20 protein-coding genes are annotated in these 18814 nt (G+C 65.0%); all 20 read right to left on the bottom strand.

Going from position 1 to position 18814, the window contains the following annotated elements; all coding sequences use genetic code 11:
* Nucleotides 1–10 precede the first annotated feature (10 nt).
* Nucleotides 11–643, bottom strand: coding sequence for a LemA family protein (locus ACVOLQ_RS08950; RefSeq protein WP_313173432.1), 633 nt, complete (start codon nt 641–643; stop codon nt 11–13).
* A gap of 271 nt (nt 644–914) precedes the next feature.
* Nucleotides 915–1664 carry a TerC family protein gene (locus ACVOLQ_RS08945; protein WP_313173431.1) on the bottom strand — a complete coding sequence of 250 codons (750 nt, stop codon included), beginning with the start codon at nt 1662–1664 and terminating at the stop codon, nt 915–917.
* Nucleotides 1665–1718: 54 nt separating this feature from the next.
* The gene (locus ACVOLQ_RS08940) at nt 1719–2099 is read right to left on the bottom strand and encodes a diacylglycerol kinase (protein WP_313173430.1); all 381 of its coding nucleotides are present in this window, start codon (nt 2097–2099) and stop codon (nt 1719–1721) included.
* A gap of 148 nt (nt 2100–2247) precedes the next feature.
* Nucleotides 2248–3510 carry a sensor histidine kinase gene (locus ACVOLQ_RS08935; protein ID WP_481527731.1) on the bottom strand — a complete coding sequence of 421 codons (1263 nt, stop codon included), beginning with the start codon at nt 3508–3510 and terminating at the stop codon, nt 2248–2250.
* Nucleotides 3511–3869: 359 nt separating this feature from the next.
* Nucleotides 3870–4115: a DUF2274 domain-containing protein gene (locus ACVOLQ_RS08930; protein WP_023093971.1), complete on the bottom strand. Its 246-nt coding sequence runs from the start codon at nt 4113–4115 to the stop codon at nt 3870–3872.
* On the bottom strand, nt 4112–5389 hold the full coding sequence (locus ACVOLQ_RS08925) for a TraB/TrbI/VirB10 family type IV secretion system protein (protein WP_023093970.1): 1278 nt from the start codon (nt 5387–5389) through the stop codon (nt 4112–4114). Before ACVOLQ_RS08925 ends, ACVOLQ_RS08930 begins: the two co-directional genes overlap by 4 nt.
* Nucleotides 5390–5391: 2 nt before the next feature.
* A complete protein-coding gene (gene trbG, locus ACVOLQ_RS08920) occupies nt 5392–6384 on the bottom strand; it encodes a P-type conjugative transfer protein TrbG (protein WP_023093969.1) in 993 nt (330 codons plus the stop codon).
* A complete protein-coding gene (trbF, locus tag ACVOLQ_RS08915; protein ID WP_023093968.1) occupies nt 6381–7085 on the bottom strand; it encodes a conjugal transfer protein TrbF in 705 nt (234 codons plus the stop codon). The genes trbG and trbF overlap by 4 nt, the downstream gene beginning before the upstream one ends.
* Before the next feature lie 12 nt (nt 7086–7097).
* Nucleotides 7098–8477 carry a P-type conjugative transfer protein TrbL gene (trbL, locus tag ACVOLQ_RS08910; RefSeq protein ID WP_023093967.1) on the bottom strand — a complete coding sequence of 460 codons (1380 nt, stop codon included), beginning with the start codon at nt 8475–8477 and terminating at the stop codon, nt 7098–7100.
* The gene (locus tag ACVOLQ_RS08905; RefSeq protein WP_023093966.1) at nt 8474–8794 is read right to left on the bottom strand and encodes a hypothetical protein; all 321 of its coding nucleotides are present in this window, start codon (nt 8792–8794) and stop codon (nt 8474–8476) included. The genes trbL and ACVOLQ_RS08905 overlap by 4 nt, the downstream gene beginning before the upstream one ends.
* Nucleotides 8795–8806: 12 nt before the next feature.
* Entirely contained in the window at nt 8807–9532 is a 726-nt protein-coding gene (gene trbJ / locus ACVOLQ_RS08900) for a P-type conjugative transfer protein TrbJ (RefSeq protein ID WP_023093965.1), read from the bottom strand.
* Entirely contained in the window at nt 9529–11982 is a 2454-nt protein-coding gene (gene trbE, locus ACVOLQ_RS08895; protein ID WP_023093964.1) for a conjugal transfer protein TrbE, read from the bottom strand. Before trbE ends, trbJ begins: the two co-directional genes overlap by 4 nt.
* Nucleotides 11983–11997: 15 nt before the next feature.
* Nucleotides 11998–12270 (bottom strand): VirB3 family type IV secretion system protein, encoded by a 273-nt coding sequence (locus tag ACVOLQ_RS08890; RefSeq protein WP_023093963.1) that lies wholly within the window; start codon nt 12268–12270, stop codon nt 11998–12000.
* Nucleotides 12267–12659, bottom strand: a complete 393-nt coding sequence (locus ACVOLQ_RS08885; RefSeq protein ID WP_023093962.1) for a TrbC/VirB2 family type IV secretion system protein — start codon at nt 12657–12659, stop codon at nt 12267–12269. Before ACVOLQ_RS08885 ends, ACVOLQ_RS08890 begins: the two co-directional genes overlap by 4 nt.
* Nucleotides 12656–13708: a P-type conjugative transfer ATPase TrbB gene (gene trbB, locus ACVOLQ_RS08880; RefSeq protein ID WP_023093961.1), complete on the bottom strand. Its 1053-nt coding sequence runs from the start codon at nt 13706–13708 to the stop codon at nt 12656–12658. Before trbB ends, ACVOLQ_RS08885 begins: the two co-directional genes overlap by 4 nt.
* Nucleotides 13705–14169 (bottom strand): ribbon-helix-helix protein, CopG family, encoded by a 465-nt coding sequence (locus tag ACVOLQ_RS08875; RefSeq protein ID WP_023093960.1) that lies wholly within the window; start codon nt 14167–14169, stop codon nt 13705–13707. Before ACVOLQ_RS08875 ends, trbB begins: the two co-directional genes overlap by 4 nt.
* The gene (locus tag ACVOLQ_RS08870; protein WP_023093959.1) at nt 14166–16169 is read right to left on the bottom strand and encodes a conjugal transfer protein TraG; all 2004 of its coding nucleotides are present in this window, start codon (nt 16167–16169) and stop codon (nt 14166–14168) included. The genes ACVOLQ_RS08875 and ACVOLQ_RS08870 overlap by 4 nt, the downstream gene beginning before the upstream one ends.
* A gap of 236 nt (nt 16170–16405) precedes the next feature.
* Complete coding sequence (locus tag ACVOLQ_RS08865) at nt 16406–16684, bottom strand: EexN family lipoprotein (RefSeq protein WP_023093958.1); 279 nt, start codon at nt 16682–16684, stop codon at nt 16406–16408.
* Nucleotides 16681–17613 carry a LysR family transcriptional regulator gene (locus ACVOLQ_RS08860; protein ID WP_023093957.1) on the bottom strand — a complete coding sequence of 311 codons (933 nt, stop codon included), beginning with the start codon at nt 17611–17613 and terminating at the stop codon, nt 16681–16683. The genes ACVOLQ_RS08865 and ACVOLQ_RS08860 overlap by 4 nt, the downstream gene beginning before the upstream one ends.
* A gap of 33 nt (nt 17614–17646) precedes the next feature.
* Nucleotides 17647–18792 (bottom strand): AI-2E family transporter, encoded by a 1146-nt coding sequence (locus ACVOLQ_RS08855; protein ID WP_055312169.1) that lies wholly within the window; start codon nt 18790–18792, stop codon nt 17647–17649.
* Nucleotides 18793–18814: the final 22 nt, after the last annotated feature.

Raw genomic sequence — 18814 nt, 5'->3', positions numbered from 1 at the left:
CGCGCGCGGCTCACTGTGCCGGTGCGGGCTGCGGCGGCGTCTGCTGCGGCGCAGCCGGCTGGGTACCGAAGTTCACCGCCGGCGGCTGCGCGATCTGCGCCTCGTTGTCGACGGTGAAGTTGGGCTTGGCCGCATAGCCGAACATCTTGGCGGTGATCACCTGCGGGAACGAGCGGATGTAGGTGTTGTAGTCCTGCACCAGCTGGATATAGCGGCCACGGGCGACGGTGATGCGGTTCTCGGTGCCTTCCAGCTGCGCCTGCAGGTCGCGGAAGTTCTGGTCCGACTTCAGCGTCGGGTAGTTCTCGCTGACCACCAGCAGCCGCGACAGCGCGCTGCCCAGTTCGCCCTGGGCCTGCTGGAACTGCTTGAGCGAATCGGCATCGTCGGCATTGACCTGGATCTGCCCCACCCTGGCGCGGGCATTGGTGACCTCGGTCAGCACCTGGCGCTCCTGCTGGGCATAGCCCTGCACGGTATTGACCAGGTTGGGGATCAGGTCGGCACGGCGCTTGTACTGGTTGACCACCTCGGACCAGCCGGCCTTGACCGCCTCGTCCTTCTGCTGGATGGCGTTGTAGCCACAGCCGGAAATGGAAATCACCGCGATGACAAGCAACATCAGGCGAAGGTACTGGCGCATGGGTCGGACCCTGGATGGCTGGAGCGCCGAGCATGCCACGTTGCCTGTTCAAGGTTTGCAAAGACCGGGTGGCGGGTCAAAGCCCCCGAGCGAGGCTGTTGTGGGAGCGGCGGCAGCCGCGAAGCTGACCACCCTTCAGATTGCAGGCATCCCCGCACCTACAGCTGCACCGGCTTCACGGCTGACGCCGCTCCCACAAAAAACAAAACGGCCGGCAATGCCGGCCCTTTCAGGTCAGGTTCCCGGCCGGCGATGCCGGCCGATCAGACGCTTACCAGTTGTCCGAACCCGGCACGTGGTGGGCCTTGGCATTGCGCCGCATCAGCAGGTTCAGCCACTCCACCAGGATCGAGAAACCCATCGCCGCGTAGATGTAGGGCTTGGGCACATGCACGTCCAGACCATCCAGCACCAGCACCGCACCCACCATCAGGATGAAGGCCAGCGCCAGCAGCTTCACGGTCGGGTTGGCATCAATGAAACGGCCCAGCGGGTTGGCCGCCAGCAGCATCACCGCTACCGACAGCAGCACCGCACAGACCATGACCGGGACGTGCGAGGCGATGCCGACGGCGGTGATCACCGAGTCCAGCGAGAATACGATGTCGATCACCGCGATCTGCGCGATCACCATGCCGAACGAAGCAGCCACCTTGGTCGTGGTCGGGTCGGCATCTTCGCCGCCGGTGACCAGCTCGCGGACTTCCTTGGCACCCTTGTAGAGCAGGAACAGGCCGCCCACGATCAACACCAGGTCACGGATCGAAATGCCCATGCCAGCCACATTGAACAGGTTGTTCTCCATGTGGGCCAGGTAGGCCAGCGAGATCAGCAGCAGGATGCGGGTGATGCAGGCGACCGCAATGCCGACGCGACGGGCCAGCGGGCGCTTCTCCTCGGGCAGGCGCCCGACCGCAATGGAGATGAAGACCAGGTTGTCGATACCGAGCACGATTTCCAGTGCGCTGAGCATGAACAGGGTGACCCAAACGTTGGGGTCGGCTAGGAACTCAAGAGACATGCGATCAATCCTTCAATAAAACCATTGCATCAGCGCCACCCGGCGGCTGACTTGTCAGAAAACGCGCGGCAGCAGGATCAGGCCCCAGCACAGCAGCACGTTCATCATCAGCACGAACACCGCCGCCGAGCCCATGTCCTTGGCGCGGCCCGCCAGCACGTGGTACTCGGGTCCGTAACGCTCGATCACCGCCTCGATGGCCGAGTTGGCCAGTTCCATGGCGATCACCAGCAACATCGAGCCGATCAGCAGCACCTGCTCCACCGGACTCTGGCCCAGCCAGAGGGCCAACGGTGCCAGCACCACGAACAGGCAGACTTCCAGCCGGAACGAGGACTCATGCATCCATGCCGCGCAAAGCCCCTGCCAGGACCACTTGGCAGCCTTGAGAATGCGACCGGGGCCCCGCGGCATATGCCCGATCTGGTCAGCCATGCGACACCTTGGCAGTTGCCGCATCGCGGCCGCGCAGAAGCTTGAAGCCTGAACAACCGCTCATGGAAATGACACCGGTAGCGTGAGATTAGCTGCCAATTTTGCCACATCTGGCCACTGCTTACCGGCGCTGACGCGAACGCAGCCCTCAGCGATACAGGAGGGTCGCGGTGGTGCCCTGCCCCTCATGGCTGTCCAGTTCGATCCGCCAGCCGCAACGCTCACACAGGCGCCGCACGATCGGCAAGCCCAGCCCCACGCCCTGCTGACGACCGCCCTCAGCCCGGTAGAAGGGTTCGAATATCCGCGCCACGGCGTCGCGGCTCATGCCGATACCGGTATCGCGGACAACCACCTGTCCGGGCGTCACCCGCACCTCCACCTCACCTACGTCGGTGTAAAGGCAGGCATTGCGCAACAGATTGGCCACCACCACGTGCATCACGCGCGGTGGTGCCATCAGCATCGGGTTGCCTTCAACCACAACCCGCAGCTGGACCGGCTTTCCCTGCAGCAGTTCTTCGGCATTGGCCGCCTCGTAACGCACCACCTCGCCAACATCGAACAGCTCCGACTGCGGCTCCACATCCACCTCCCGGGCCAGCAACAGGAAGGCATCGATCACCGCCTCCATGTCGCGACCGGCACGCTGGATGCGCTGCAGGCTGCGCTGCAAACGCGGGGTCAGGCCCGAATCGGCCAAGGCCATGTCGCTGGCCATGCGGATCACGGTCAGCGGTGTACGCAGTTCATGACTGGCGTCACGGGTGAAGTTGCGCTCACGGGCCACGTGGTCGGCGACCTTGCCGGCCATGCCATGCAGCGCCAATGCCAGCTGCCGGGTTTCACCCTGCACTTCCGGTGGCAGCCGTTCGGGCGCCAGCTCGTTGGCATCGGGATGACGCGGGTCCCACAGGGACACCCTGCGTGCCAGCCAACTTATCGGCGACACCAGCCGTGATGAGGAGCGGTAGGTCAACCATGACGCCGCATGGATGGCCAGCAGTATCAGCAGCACCCCCGCCCAGACCGCGGCGCGGTGCGCGGGGGATCGCTGGAACACCAGGTACAGGCGCCCCGCCGCCTGCTGGTCCACCAGTACCAGTTGGTCGGAGGTTTCCAATTCGTGGAAACCCGGCGGAAGCCGCCGCAACGGCTCGGGAATCATCGCATCGGACTGCCCGGCAGACTGCAGATAGCCGCGGATACGCAGTGTGTTGGGAGGCGCCGGATCCGCGCTCTGGGCGCTCTGCTGCCAGTAATACTCTGCCTCGCCCTGCAGGACCGCGTTGATCAGGCCGTACTTGACCACCAGCGCCATCAGGTAGCCGCCAAGCAACACGGCCAGACTCGCCAGCAGCGCCTGCACGATGAATGCCTTTCTGATCTTGCGCGGTAACCCGTACGCCATGCGCCCCCCTCGAAGCCCGCGTGATTATAGGGACTGAACCGGCGCAGTCGCAGAAATACCCGACACAAAAAAGTGCCTGTGTCAAGCCCTCAGTGAAAATCGCTGGGGGCTTGAAAGCTTATACAGGACACGGGTTTAGCTCTACTTCGGGCCGCTTTGCGGGGCTGCGGCTTTGTGGGCTAGGAGCCACATAAGAGCGTCGCGGTAGAAAGCCGGAGCGTACTGCGTCGGGGCGATTGCCAGCAGACGGCAGGCTTGCTCGGCCATCATAGCCCAATCGGTCGCGGCGCTCCAGAACGAAGAACGCGCAGCGTTGGGCTGCGCGTTCGAGGGTGCGTCGGCAAAGTATCCGTGCATTGTCAGCTCGGCTTCGGCGGTGCGGGCCTGCTCGCGCCTCCCTTCCTGAATCCCCGGTCGCCGGCAATGAACGCCTCCAGCATGTGCGGGATCAACTTCTCTGCATCGACCGCCTCGCCATACGCCTGCGCGTGCAGTGCGGCGTAGCGGTCGAGGTCGGCTTTCAGGCTGGCCGGGCACGCGAAGGTAAGCTTGACGTTCTCGGTCTTGGGCAGCGGCCCAAGCCGCAGTTTCTTGGTCGCGTTCATTGCGAAGCTCCCCGATTGAAGAACAGCGGCTGGTAGGGCCGCAGCACTAGATCCCGGTTAACGATGATCCGCACCGGCAGGCCCGGCCGCTCGGTCAGCGTCGGTTGGATGTTCATGTTGCGCCGGGTGATTTCCTGGCCGACCTGATTGATGCTGTCCTGGGCGCTGTCACGTCCGGCGATGACGATGCGGTTGCCGTCCTGGCGGTTCTCTGGCGCGGCCAGTTCTGCGCCGACGCCCAGCAGCGTCGTCAGCACCGCACCGGCAAAGATGCGGTTCCAGTGCCAGTCCACGTCATCCTCCAAGCCCGCGTAGCCGGCCGGGTCGGTGCCGACAAGGTTGTCCAGCGTCAGCGAGGACGTGTCGGGCAGGATGATCCGGTTCCACACCACCTGTACGCGGCTCTGTCCGTAGCCGACCTGGCTGTTGTAGCGCCCGAGGATGCGCGCCCCCTGCGGAATCAGCAGGAACTTGCCGGTGGCTGTGTCATAGACCGGCTCCGTCACAGTGCCGATCACGTCGCCCGGCAAGTCCGACTTGATGCCTGTCACTAGCGCACCGGCGATCACCGTTCCGGCCATCACCTGATACGGCGACGCGGGCAGCGCCAGATTCCCGGAATTGCGGGTTTCCGTAGAACCGGCTTTCAGGAACGCCTCTTTCTGGTCTTGCCGGTTCTGCACGGCGGTCGGGTCGGCGGGCTGGGCCGCCGTTGAGGCAGGCCCAGCAGCGAGCGGATCGAAGGCCGCAAGCGTGCTTGCAGCCCCCGGCGCTGCCTGCGCGACCGTGGCGGCGGTCTGCCCTTGGCCGCCCGAGCGGAAGAACACCGACGAGGCCGCAGCCGCGTCCGCCTCCTTACGCAAGGCATCTTCGGGATCATGGCCTGGCGGCGAATAGCCCGGCGTCACCGGCTGCTGCGAAGCGACGATGGCCGGGCCAAGGTCGCCGGGCAACGGCGGCCCCAGCTCGGGCACACCGGGCGGCAAGGCTGGTGGCAGCTTCGAGTAGTCCGTCGGCAGCGCATCCAGCCCTTCGGACTTCGAGACGCGATCGACGTTGTAAAGCTCGGTCTGCTCGTTGGTGCCGCGCCGCTGCGGTTGCAGCGACCAGATCGTGGCCGCGAGCACGGCGACCGACAGGCCGCCGACAAGGATGGCCAGCGTGCGCCGGTTCAGGCGCGTGACCGGGCGCGGCTGGGCGCGCAGCGCCACCGCTTCGGGCGCGACCTTGCCCGCCTGCGGCGTGGCAAGGTCGGGGGTGTCGTCCTGGCTCATGGTCAGTTCCTCCGCGCAACGCCGTCCGTGCGCTCAATCCGCACCACGTCGCCCTTGTCTCCGCCCAGGCGAAGTTCGGCCGCGCCGAACAGCCGATCCACGATGTAATACGGCGAGCGGAAACGGTAGTTGACCAGTTGCCCGTCGCCTTCCGGCCCGATCACGAACAGCGGCGGCAGCTCGCCTTGCGCGATGCCGACGGGGAACTGGATATAGACCTTCGCACCGTCGTCGAAGGCGCGCAGCGGCTTCCACGACGGATTACTGCCGCTGACCGCGTAGCGGAAGCGCAGGTTCTCCAAGGACAAGCCGGAATCCACCGGCGCGGCTGCGCTGGCCGCCTGCGCCCGGCGCTGCAAGGCCAGCATCCGGTCGCGCGGATACTCCCAGGACGCCGACGCCATCCACGTCTTTTCCGTCGAAGCCAACTCCAGCAGGTACGTCCTGCGGTTGGTGGTGATGACGAGATTTGTCTTGAGGCCCGAGCGGATCGGCTTGACCAGCACATTGACGCGCAGGTCGGCACCGCTGCCGCTGGACGTATCGCCCACGATCCAGCGCACAGTATCACCAGCGGCCACCGTCACCAGCTCCTCGCCCGGCTGGAGCGAAATCACGGTCACGCGGCCCACGGCTGCATAGACTTGGTAGAGCGCGCCATCGGTGAACGGCCACACCTGAATCGCGTTGACGTATCCCTCGCGCGTGGGTGCGACGCGCGCCTCGGCATTGGCCCGTGAGACGCGCACCTTCTCGTCGGCTGGCTCCGGCGTGGGCTTGGCGTCCTCGGCTTCGGGCAATGGCTTCAACTGCGCCGGCATCGGCAGAACCTCGGGCACGGCCACCACCTCCACCGGCGCGGATGGCTCGGGTAGCGGCTGGGCCTGCACCGGCTCATCGAGCGAGATGGTCGGCGGTGGCTTGCCCTGCGTAGCGCAGCCCGCCAGGGCAAGCAGGATCACCGGCAAGGCGGATTTACGGAGAAGATCATTCATGGCTTGGCTCCTTCGGAAGAATCCAGTTCGCGGCTCCACGACAGGCCGTTGACGTAGATGCCCAGGGGGTTCTTGCGCAAGCGTTCTTCGGTGCGCGGCGGCTGGAGCACGATGGACACCACGGCCGTCCACCGCTCCAAGCCCGCCGCGGCGCCGTTGACGTAGCGGCGTTCCGTCCAGCGCACGTTGAAAGACGTGTCGCTGGCGCGCACGACGCTGGTGATCTGCACCGTTACCGACTCCTTGCCGATACGCGCGAACGGGTCGTTGACCCGTGCGTAGTCGTTGAGCACGGCCGCGCCCTTGTCGGTTGTGTAGTCGTAGGCGTCGAGCCAGTTCTGGCGGACGACGATGGGGTCGATGGACAGCGAGCGCACCAGCGTCACGAAGCGCGCGATGTGGTGCGCGGTCTGCGCATCGTTGGGCCGGTATGGCGTGGCGGCTTCGCCCACGGCGCGTACCTGGCCCGCGTTGTCCACCTCCACGACGTAGGGCGTCACGATGGATTGCGCCGAGCGCCACACCAGGCCGCCGGCCATCAGCAGCGCAAGCGTTAGGCAGCCGAAGGCCATCAGGCGCCAGTTCTTCGCCTGCACGCGCGGCAAGCCGATGCGCTCGTCCCACACCTGGCCGGCAGCTTGGTACGGCGTGGCAGGCTGCGGCGTGTCGGCATAGCGCACCTGCGGTTTCTTGAATCGCATGGTCAGTTCTCCTTATGAATCGGAATCGCGCAGGCTCGGCCCCTGGCCGGAGCCGCCGCCATCGCCACCGCGTAGCGTGTGGGCGGTGGTGGTCGCGGCATGGGTGAGTTGCTGGCGGCGGTGCAGGCGTTTGGCCCAAGCGGGCTGTTCCTGCTTCTGGGCGGTAGCCGCGCCGGCTGTGGCCTCGCCTGCGCCACCCTGACCGGATGCCGCGCCGCCATCGGCAGCAGCGCCATTCCAGCCAGCGCGGAAGGGAGCGGCCATGCGTTGCCCGGCAGCGGAGGCGCGGGATGCCGCGCCTCGTTCGGCTGCCTGCGCGCCGGTCTTGGCGACGTTGCCCAGGCCCGCCATTGCGCCTTTCGCACCACCGCCTGCGGCGGCGGAGCCGGCCTGGAACGCCGATTTCGCACTGCCAGCCGCCGACGTGGCCGCACGCGCACCAGCGCCGGCCAGCTTGGCGGCAGCCGGTGCCATACGTGCGCCAGCGGCTACGGCACCGCCTACACCCGTCGCGGCAGCACCGACAGCTACCGCCGTCCCGGCCGCACCGATGGCAGCGCCTGCCATCGCGCCCGCGCCGAGCTGCGGCGCACCGGACACTAGGCCCGTGGCGATACCAGGGCCGAAGATCCCCAGCGCCAGCAAAGTGAGCGAGGCCAGCATGATGACCAGTGCGTGGTCGAGCGACGGCTCATCGGGGTGGACTTGGAACTGAGTGAACAGGCCCGAGCCGATACCGACGATCACGGCCAGCACCAACACCTTGACGCCGGAGGCCACCACGTTGCCCAAGACCTTTTCGGCCAGGAACGAGGTCTTGTTCCAAAGCGCGAACGGCACCAGCACGAAGCCCGCGAGGGTTGTCAGCTTGAACTCGATGAGCGTGATGAAAAGCTGGATCGCCAGCACGAAGAAGCACAGCACCACGACCAGCCAGGCGAGGAACAGCACCAAGATGGCATCGAGGTTCAAGAACACCTCGGGAAATCCCATCATGTCGTCGAGCTGGAGGAAGATCGGCCCGCCCGCGTCAAGGCCGGTTTTCGCCAACCGGCCAGGCTGCAAGAAGTTCTCCATCGTGATGGCAGAGCCGGTGGCGGTGATGCCCAATCCCGCGAACGAGCGGAAGACGATGCTCGCCAGCCAGTTGAAGTTGTTGATGATGTAGGCGAAGGCGCCGACGTACAGCACTTTGCGCAGCAGCTTGGCGATCACGTCCTCGCCTTGGCCGGTGGCGTGGCTCATGGCCCAATACAGTCCAGCGATCGTCATGTCGATGACGATCAGCGTAGCCGTGAGGAACGCCACTTCGCCCCGCAGCAGCCCGAAACCCGAGTCGATATAGGCGGCGAAGGTGTTGAGGAACTGGTCGATGATGGTCACGTCATTCATGGCGTGTCCTCCGGTTCGGGTGGCATTGCGGGAGCCACGCCATCGGCCGGCTCCTCGAAGCTCGGCGGGATCGGCGGCAGGTCGGCCAAGGTCTGGTATTCATCCGGCTCAGCCTGGCCGGAGAAGAAGCGCCGCCGGAAGGCTTCGGCAGCGGCGCGGCAAGCGTCCTCGCCCGTGGCCTGCCGGTCGGCCGCGCATTGCGCGCGCAATGCCTTGAGCCGCACGGGATCAGCGGCCAAGGCATCGGCAAGGTGGTCGGCCGGCTGCTCGCCGCAAGCGGCCACCAGCGCGACACACAGGACAAGGACGCATCGCATGGCGGCCTCCTGTCAATTGCCGTAGAAATCCACGCGCTGCGGCGTGTACGGCGTGCCATCGCCGATGAAACGCCGCCGCACTTCGCGCGCTCGCTCGGTGGCGGCCGCCTGCCGCGCCAGTTCCAGCGAGGCCGCACGATCCTGCGTGATCTGGAGCCGTTGCGACTGGATCGACTGCTTGGCCTGCAAGGCCAGCAACTGGTTCATGGCCTGCATGGCTTGGAGCGCGCCTTCGGCCGACTGGCTCTTGCCCACGAGGTCAGCCAGCACGCTTTCGTCTTCGCCCAGGTTCTGCGACACCTGTGCCTGCATCTGCATCGTGGTCTGCAAGCCGTTGAGCGTGTTCCGCCAACGCTCCTGCGCATCGCGGTACATCTGGTCGCCGCTGACGGTGGCGGCGTACTGCTCGGGATACAGGCGCGCAAACTCCCGATCCAGATTCGTCACGTCGTAGGCCAGGCCGCGGGCCTGCGCGATCAGCCGCTCGGTCGTCGCCAGATTGGCGCGCAACTGGTTCACTACGCTGGACGGCAGGCTGGCGAGGTTGCGCGCCTGGTTCATCAGCATCTGCGCTTCGTTCTGAAGCTGCTGGATCTGGTTGTTGATCTGCTCCAGCGTGCGGATCGCGGTCAGCGTGTTCTGCACGAGGTTGGTGGGATCGACCACGACCCATTGCGCATGGGCGGTGGCGGTGCAAAGCATGGCCGCGATGGCGGCGGCGATAAGACGCTTCTTCATGGCAGATTCTCCAGGGGTTGGTCAGCGAGGGAACCCGGCGCGAGGCCGGGGAACGAGGGCAGCAGGTCGGCCGCCCAATCGAGGCCGCGATGGCGCAGCCAGGCGCCCGCGAAGCCGGGCACGCCGGCGTCCAGCAGCACGCGGTCTATGTCGCGCTGGTCTTGCGGCGTGGAAGCGCCCACAAACGCCAGCGCCGCCGGCCCCAGGTCGAGGTCGAACAGGCGGTTGCCGAGGCGGGATTGGTAGTAGTAGTCGCGCTTGGGCTGCGCGGTTGCGACGATTTCGATCTGTCGCCTGTTGAGGCCGAAGCCCTCGTAGATCGTGCGAATCTGCGGTTCGGTCGCCTGCGGGTTCGGCAGGAAGATGCGACTGGCGCAGCTTTCGATGATCGCGGGCGCGATGCTCGAATCCTTGATGTCGGCAAGGCTCTGCGTGGCGAAGATGACGCTGACGTTCTTCTTGCGCAGCGTCTTGAGCCACTGGCGGATACGCGCGGCAAACACCGGGTCATCGAGGAACAACCACGCTTCATCGAGGATCAGCAGCGTGGGCGCACCGTCGAAGCGTTCATCGAAGCGCGCAAAGAGGTAATGCAGCACGGCCATGACGGCGGCCTTGCTGTGCATCAGCTCCTCCATCTCGAAGCACTGCACGTCGGCCATGCCGAGGCGGTCATGGTCGGCGTCCAGCAGCTTGCCGTGGGCACCGCCTAGCACATAAGGCGACAGCGCCTGGCGCAGCGTGTTCGATTGCAACAGCACGGAGACCCCCGTCATCGTGCGCTGCTCCACCGGCGCACCGGCGAGACTTCCCAGCGCCGACCAGATAGCTGTCTTCTCGTCGGGGCCGACCGCCACGCCTTCGTGCACCAAGCGGCCTTCGATCCATTCGGCGGCCCACGTGCGATAGCCCTCACGGTCGATACGCGCGAGTGGTTGGAAAGCGATTTCGCCATCCGTGCCCAGGTCGTAGTGTTCGCCGCCCAGGCCGAGGATCGCAGCCCGCATGGAGCGGCCCATGTCGAAGGCGACGATGCGCGAGCCGCGATAGCGGCGAAATTGCATCCCCAGCGTGGCGAGCAAGACCGACTTGCCCATGCCAGTCGGCCCCGCGACCAGCGTGTGGCCCACATCGCCGATGTGCGTCACGAGGCGAAACGGCGTGGCGCCATCGGTGCGTGTGACGATCAGCGGCGGGCCGTCGAGGTGGTCGTTCTTCTCTGGCCCGGCCCACACCGCCGACACCGGCATCATGTGCGCCAGGTTCAGCGTCGAAACGATGGGCTGGCGCACGTTCGCGTGGGCGTTGCCGGGGATCGAAGACAGCCAGGCATCCACGGCATTGAGCGTTTCAGGGATGGTGACGAAGCCCCGACCCTGGATGACGCGCTCCACCATGCGCAGCTTCTCGTCTGCGACGGCAGCGTCCTCGTCCATGACGGTGACGGTCGCCGTCAGATAGCCGAAGGCGACTTGATCGCTGCCTAGCTCCTGCAAGGCAGCGTCGGCATCGGCGGCCTTGTTGTTGGCGTCGGTATCGACCAGCGGGCTTTCCTGCTGGAAGATCGTTTCGCGCAGCAGCGCGATGACGTTCTTGCGCTTGGCGAACCATTGGCGGCGCAGGCGTCCCAACTCCCGTTCCGCCTCGGATTTGTCGAGGCAGAGAAAGCGCGTGCTCCAGCGGTACGCAAAACCGAGGCGGTTGAGGTCGTCCAGAATCCCTGGCCAGGTCGAGGTCGGGAAGCCGCGCACCGACACCACGCGCAGGTGCTGGTCGCCCAGCATGGGCGCCAGGCCGCCGACCAGCGCGGAATCGGTCAGCAGCGCGTCGATGTGGAACGGCACTTCGGGCACGCCCACGCGATAGCGCCGCGTCGAGATGGTCGCGTGCAGGTAGGTCAGCGTCTGCGCGTCATCGAGCCAGTCAATTTCCGGCATCACGCCGTCGAGCAGGTCAAAGACGCGATCCGTTTCCGCGACGAAGGCTTGCAGCCGCTCGCGCCAGTCCACACCATTCGTCGGCGTGTTCTCGTAGAGCATCCTGGCTGCGCGGGCGCGGGATTCTTCCGGCGGCAGGTAAAGCAGCGTTAGGTGATAGCCGCTCTCGAAGTGATGGCCCGATTCCTCGAAGGCGGCCCGGCGTTCTTCCTCCACCAGCCACGAAAGCGGTTCGGGAAACTCCGAGCGCGGATAGTCGGCAGCGGCCCGGCGGTCGGCTTCGATGAACAGCGCCCAGCCCGATCCCATGCGGCGCAGGGCGTTGTTCAAGCGCGCCGACGTGGCGATCAGTTCGCCTTGCGTCGCACTGTCGAGGTCGGGCCCACGAAACCGGGCTGTGCGCTGGAAACTGCCGTCCTTGTTCAAGACGACGCCCGGTGCGACCAGTCCGGCCCAGGGCAGCCAGTCAGCAAGCAAGGCCGGGCGCTGGCGGTATTCGGCGAGGTTCAGCATCGCGGCGTCCTCCCCTCACACGTCCAGCAGCGGGCGGTGCTTGATGTGCCGCGCAAAGACCTGCATGAACTGCGGATCGACGCGCGCACCCCACACCGCCAGCGAATGGCCGACGATCCAGAGCACCACGCCGGGAATCCACAGTTGCAGGCCCAGGCCGACCGCGGCAGCCAGCGTGCCGTTGGCGATCGCCACGGTGCGCGGCGCACCGCCCAGCAGAATCGGCTCGGTCAGCGAGCGATGCAGCGGCACCTCGAAGCCTTCCGTGAAGGCGTCCGGGGCGCTCATACGACGGCCCCGCCGGAGAAGCTGAAGAACGACAGGAAGAAGCTGGAAGCCGCGAAAGCGATGGACAGGCCGAAGACGATCTGGATCAGCTTGCGGAATCCGCCAGACGTGTCGCCGAACGCGAGCGCGAGGCCCGTGGCGATGATGATGATGACGGCGACGATGCGAGCTACCGGCCCCTGGATGGATTCGAGGATGGATTGCAGCGGGCCTTCCCACGGCATCGAGGAGCCGGCGGCCTGTGCTGTTCCAGCCAGGAACAGCAGCAGCGCGGCCAGCAGCAGTCCTTGCCCCGCAGGGCGGCCCAGGCAGCGCAGCCGTGCAGAGTTAGACAAGTGAGAAGGCGGATTTACGGAAACACGGAAAGCAGGAATGGTCATCTGCGTCATGGCAGTTCTCCAAGTGAGTGAGGGGATCGGGAAGTCGCCGCAGCGGGTGCGGCATCGGGACGTGGCGGCAGCTCGGGAAACGGCGTTTCCAGCGCGTCCGCCAGTTGGTAGCCCACGCCGTCGAAGCCGACGACGCGGGCGATGCTCTCGATGCGGCGCTTGCGCCCGCGTCCGGCTATGTGGATCACCACGTTGACCGCCTCGGCAATCAGCGCACGGGGCGGATTCACCGCCACTTCGAGAATCAGTTGCTCCAGGCGCAGCAGCGCGCCGAGCGCGGAGCCGGCATGGATCGTGGCGATGCCGCCCGGATGGCCTGTGCCCCACACCTTGATGAGATCCAGTGCCTCGGCGCCGCGCACTTCGCCAACGACGACGCGATCAGGCCGCAGGCGCATGGACGAGCGAACCAGCTCGGTCATCGATACCACGCCTGCGCGGGTGCGCAGCGGAACGTGGTCACGGGCCGCGCATTGCAGCTCCACCGTGTCTTCAAGCACCAGCACGCGGTCGCCCGTGGCGGCGATCTCGGCCAGCAGCGCATTGGCGAGCGTGGTCTTGCCGCTGCTGGTGGCGCCGGCGATCAGGACGTTCTGCCGCTCGCGCACGGCGCGAACGAGAAAGCCCGCCTGGGCGGCGGTCATCATCTGGTCGATGACGTACCGCTCCAGCGGGATCACGCCGATGGCGCGCTTCCGCAGCGCGAAGGCCGGCCCTGGCGCGGCGGGCGGCAAGATGCCCTCGAAGCGTTCGCCGGTTTCGGGCAGTTCGGCGGATAGCAGCGGCTGGCCGCGATGGACTTCCGCGCCCACATGGGCCGCGACGAGGCGGATGATCCGCTCGCCATCGGCCTCGGGCATCTCCACACCGATCGGCGCACGACCCGACGACAGGCGATCCACCCAAAGGGTGCGATCGGGGTTGAGCATGATTTCCACCACGTCCGGGTCTTCCAGCGCGGCGGCGATCAGCGGCCCCATCGCCGTGCGCAGCATCTGGATGCGCCGGTCGAGCGACGTGGCGCTCATGGACTGCGGAGCGGCGCTCATGAAGCACGCTCCTGCGCTTGCGCGGCTGCCGCCGCGTCCTCCATCCGCATCGGATCGGGATGCAGTTCCTCCACCACGTCACGAACCAGGCTGCGGCCCCGCAGCAGGTGGCGGCCAAGCTGCTCGGTGAACTGCTCGAAGCGCACTTTGCCCTGCGCGCGTGCCGCGTCTTGATGCGCCTCGGGAACCGGCGTGCTCACGGTCAGGTAGTAGCGAATGAACAGCGCCAGCGTTTCGATGGCGATGTTCTGGTCGCGCTCCATGCGCTCGGCCTGGCGCGAGAGGCGATCAAGCCGTTTGGAAATGGCCGCTTCGCGCTGGTCGCCGGCATCGGGCGACAGCCACGATGCGAGCGCCGCCGCGACGATGGACGACTTGGACACGCCCTTCTTGGCAGCCAGTTCATCGAGCCGCTTGGCGTGCTCAGGCTGGATGAACAGATTGAGGCGGTAGTGGCTCATAGCTCGATTCCGTCGTTGGGGTCGAGGGAAGCCAGCCGCGCCGTGCGCTGCATGGATGGGTCAAGCTGGCGAGGAAGGGGAAGCGGCAGGTCGTCGTCGTCATCGAGCAGCGCGAGGTCGGCCGCAGGCGCGGCCAGCTCAGGGGCGTAGGCGACGGTTTCGGAGAGTTCGGGCTGACGGCGCGGGCCGCCGTCGTCGGCAGAGGCAGCGAAGCCCTCGGCGGTATCGGACGCCGGCGCAACGGGCACGGCGGGAATCGCCAGGCCGCTCCAGTCGTCCAGACGCAACGGCGGCACGTCCGCGTACTGCCCGTCCGCGAGCGCGGGAGGCAGCAGCACACGGCGCTTGAAATTGCTGTCCGCGTAGTAGCGCAGCTTCTTGGCCTTGATCGGCGCGACGCTGGACACCATCACCACCGCCTCGTCAGGCGGAAGCTGCATCACCTCGCCCGGCGTCAGCAGCGGGCGCGCTGTTTCTTGGCGCGACACCATCAGATGCCCGAGCCACGGCGCGAGTCGGTGGCCCGCGTAGTTGCGCTGGGCGCGCAGCTCGGTGGCCGTGCCCAGCGTCTCGGAGATCCGTTTGGCGGTGCGCTCGTCGTTCGTGGCGAACGTCACGCGCACATGGCAGTTGTCGAGGATGGAGTGGTTTTGCCCATACGCCTTGTCAATCTGGTTGAGCGACTGCGCGATGAGGAAGCTGCGGATGCCGTAGCCGGCCATGAAGGCCAGCGCCGTCTCAAAGAAGTCCAGGCGTCCCAGCGCCGGGAACTCATCAAGCATCAGCAGCAGCTTGTGGCGACGCTCGATGCCGTCGGAGCCATCGAGCGATTCGGTGAGGCGCCGACCGATCTGGTTGAGGATCAGGCGAATGAGCGGCTTCGTCCGAGAAATGTCCGAAGGCGGCACCACCAGATACAGCGACACCGGATGCTCGGCAGCGATCAGGTCAGCGATGCGCCAGTCGCAGCGCGACGTGACTGCGGCCACGGTCGGATCACGGTACAGGCCGAGAAACGACATGGCGGTGCTCAACACGCCGGAACGCTCGTTGTCCGACTTGTTGAGTACTTCGCGCGCCGCCGAAGCGACGACAGGATGCGGCCCATTGCCCAGATGGGGCGTGGTCATCATCCGATGCAAAGTCAGCTCGAACGGGCTGGCCGGGTCGGACAGGAAGTTGGCGACGCCGCGCAGCGTCTTGTCTTCGCCCGCATAGAGCACATGCAGGATGGCCCCGACCAGCAGCGCGTGACTGGTTTTCTCCCAATGGTTGCGCTTCTCCAGCGCGCCTTCGGGGTCAACGAGAATGTCCGCGATGTTCTGCACGTCGCGAACTTCATGCGCGCCGCGTCGAACCTCCAGCAGCGGGTTGTAGGCCGCCGACTGCACATCGGTCGGGTTGAACAGCAGGCAGTGCGAGAAGCGCGAGCGCCAGCCGGCGGTGATCTGCCAGTTCTCGCCCTTGATGTCGTGGATGACGGCGGAGGCCGGCCATGACAGCAGCGTCGGCACCACGAGGCCAACGCCCTTGCCCGAGCGCGTGGGTGCGAAGGTCAGGACGTGTTCCGGGCCTTCATGACGCAGGTATTGGCGATCATGCTGGCCCAGGAACACGCCGGCAGGCTGTGTGAGGCCAGCCTTGCGAATGTCCTGTGCGTTCGCCCAGCGCGCAGAGCCGTAGGTTGTGACCATGCGTGCTTGACGCGAGCGCCAGACCGACATGGCGATGGCGACGCCCACGGCGGCCATGCCGCTGGCGCCGGCAATCGCGCCGCCGGTGTCGAAGACCTCCGGTGCATAGGCGCCGAAGAAGAACCACCACTCAAACAGTTTCCACGGGTGGTAGATCGACGTGCCAAGAAAGTCGAACCAGGGCGAGCCAAGGCGTACTTGATAGCCAAGGGCCGCTGCCGTCCATTGTGTGGCGGCCCACACTCCGGCGATCACGATGCCGAGCACCACGGCGATCTGACCAAACAGCACGTTCGTCCCTTGCATGACCTGGCCTCCGATTTCTCCTGCGCTGATTCCTCATGGAGATCGCGGCACAGGGGCGTGCCGCAGGCGTCAGGTTCGGTGTCAAGTCAGTGCTGGTCAAAGACCGTGTTGAGCAGAAAAGTCAAGAAAAAAGAAAGAATGAGTGCAGTGGCGAGTCAAAGAAAAGCGCCGCAAGCGAAGACGCATTGCGGCGTGTCGAACAGGAGAATGAAGATGATGCGTCGAACCGACAACGATCAGAACTTGGGCGGTTCCTTCGGAGGCGTGTATGGCGTTTCGCCGTCGCCATAGAACCGCTTGCGCGTAGCTTCGGCCACCCGGTTGCACAGCACGCCACCCAACTTTGGGCGGTCAGTCTTGCAGTGCTGGCGCAGTTCCTTGAGCCGTTCAGGATTGGCCGCAAGCTCTTCCACTGTTGGAATATTCGCTTCGGAAGCGTTGATCTTCTGAGGCGCTTCGGACTGGCCGCAGGCAGTCATCGCGGTCACCAGCAAAAGCGGGATGATCCTTTTCATGGCGCAAGCGCTCCCGGGGAATCAGGTCGATGCTTGGGAGACTCTGGCGACTGGATGGCCTTCACTCGCTCGATGAAGCGCGAGATCTCATCGGATGGATCGCCCTCAAGGCGCAGCAAGTAGGTCGTCAGCGGCGGCACACGCGATGCAAGCGGCCGTGCCACAACGCCCGCTTCGCGACTGGTGGAAATGTGCGCCTCGCCCGTCAGACCCAACGCGAAGCCTGCGGATACCAGCGCCATCATCAGATCGCAGGAGGCCACACGCTCGGCTATCAACGGCTCCATGCCTGTCCGACGCAGCACACGTTCGACGTGCTTGGCATGACCCTCGCACACCTGTGGATCGCATAGCACTAGCGGGTAACGCAACAGCGCATCCAAAGGGATGCGCTTGTGGACCAACAGAGGGTGCCGCGCAGGCACCGCCACCATAAGCGTATCGCTCCAGGCCGGCATGGCGACAACTCTGTCGCCCACTTCGTCGGACTGCGCGAAACCCACGTCATAGAGGTCATCATGCAGTCCCTTGATCTGCTGCGATAGAGGCACCTCGAAGAACCGAAGCTCAACCTCTGGCTCTTCTTGGCGGCACAGCGCCAAGAGCCCCGGCAAACGCGACGGGGTGATGCCATCGGAAAGAGCCACGCGCAACTGCCCGTGGAAGCCGTTCGCAGCTGCTTGCACGCTATCGCGAGCCTGCTGCAATGCTGCGAAGACGCGCGGCACATGATCCATAAATAACTTTCCGGCACGAGTAAGTCGTGTGCTGCGAGTGGTGCGGGCAAGCAGAATCACGCCCAGTTCTTCTTCAAGCTCCTTGATGGCGCGCGACAGCGGCGATTGCTCAATATGCAGCCGCTCAGCCGCACGGGCGAAGTGCAATTCTTCGGCTACGGCAAGGAAATAGCGAAGGTGTCGTAGTTCCATTGTCATGGTCTCGCCATACCCGGGAGTTAATCTCTACCCCGAATTCTCGGGCTCGGCTGAAGCATGCGGAGTGCTGGATTCGCCACTTGTGTTTCCTGCGACAAACAATGACCAGGCCGCCATAAAAAAGGCCGCGATAACCGGTCCAGCGACGAGACCGGTCAATCCAAAAAGCGAGATTCCACCGAGAGTGGATAGCAGGACGATATAATCCGGCATGCGAGCTTCCTTACCAACGAGGATCGGTCGCAGGATGTTGTCGATTAATCCGATTACACCGGCGCCGAACGCGGCCATAAGAGCCGCTTTTGCCACTTCACCCGTTGCTAGAAGATAAAGTGCCACCGGCCCCCAGACCAACCACGCCCCCAGCACGGGGATTAGTGACAGCACTGCCATTACGACACCCCACAAAACTGCTCCTTGGATTCCGAGCAACCAGAACAGCACGCCTCCAAGCGCACCCTGGATGCCCGCGACCATCAGGCTTCCCTTAATCGTCGCTTTCACCATGTTCTCGAACCGAAGCCCCAACTCACCCAAGTAGCTGCGCTCGATTGGTAATGCGTCACGTAAATTCTCGACCACCTTCGTTCCATCACGGAAAGCAAAGAAAAGAAGGTAGAGCATCAACGTGAAGCTCACTGCAAGCCGCAGCGTATCTTGACCAACTGCGACGGCGTGCGAGGCGATGAATTGCAGCGCTTGTTCGAGGATCTGTACTGTGTTGCCGCGGATGCCATCCAACTGGTTGAGGCCCATCCGTTCCAGCCACGCCCGCAACCAAGGAGGAGCCGTCTTTACGGCCTGATGTATACGGGCTTCGATGCCGCTGCCGCCATCAGCCAGTAGGTGATCGTAGAGTTGCACTACTTCCTGCGCAGCAGATATAGCGACCAGTGCAAGCGGAACCACTACGAGCAGCACGCACGCTACTATGGTCAAAAGAGATGCCAGTGCCGGGGATCGAGGCATCGATGACAAGATGCGCTCGTAGAGCGGCCAGAACAGCACTGCTAGCGCCGTCGCCCAAAAGATTGCTGCGTAGAACGGCCATAGCAGTAGGCCGAAGAGCAGCGTAATTACGATCAGCGCGAGAATGAACGACCGATCCTTTAGGTTCACTAATTGCATATCGACCTGATGTCCATTGCGTATTTTTTCATTAACACATTTCATCCATACATCTGGCTCGACCTCC

It is taken from the genome of Stenotrophomonas sp. STEN031 (assembly GCF_056759975.1).
Note: the sequence above shows the minus strand (reverse complement) of the source record. Positions and strands in the feature narration are given on the sequence as shown.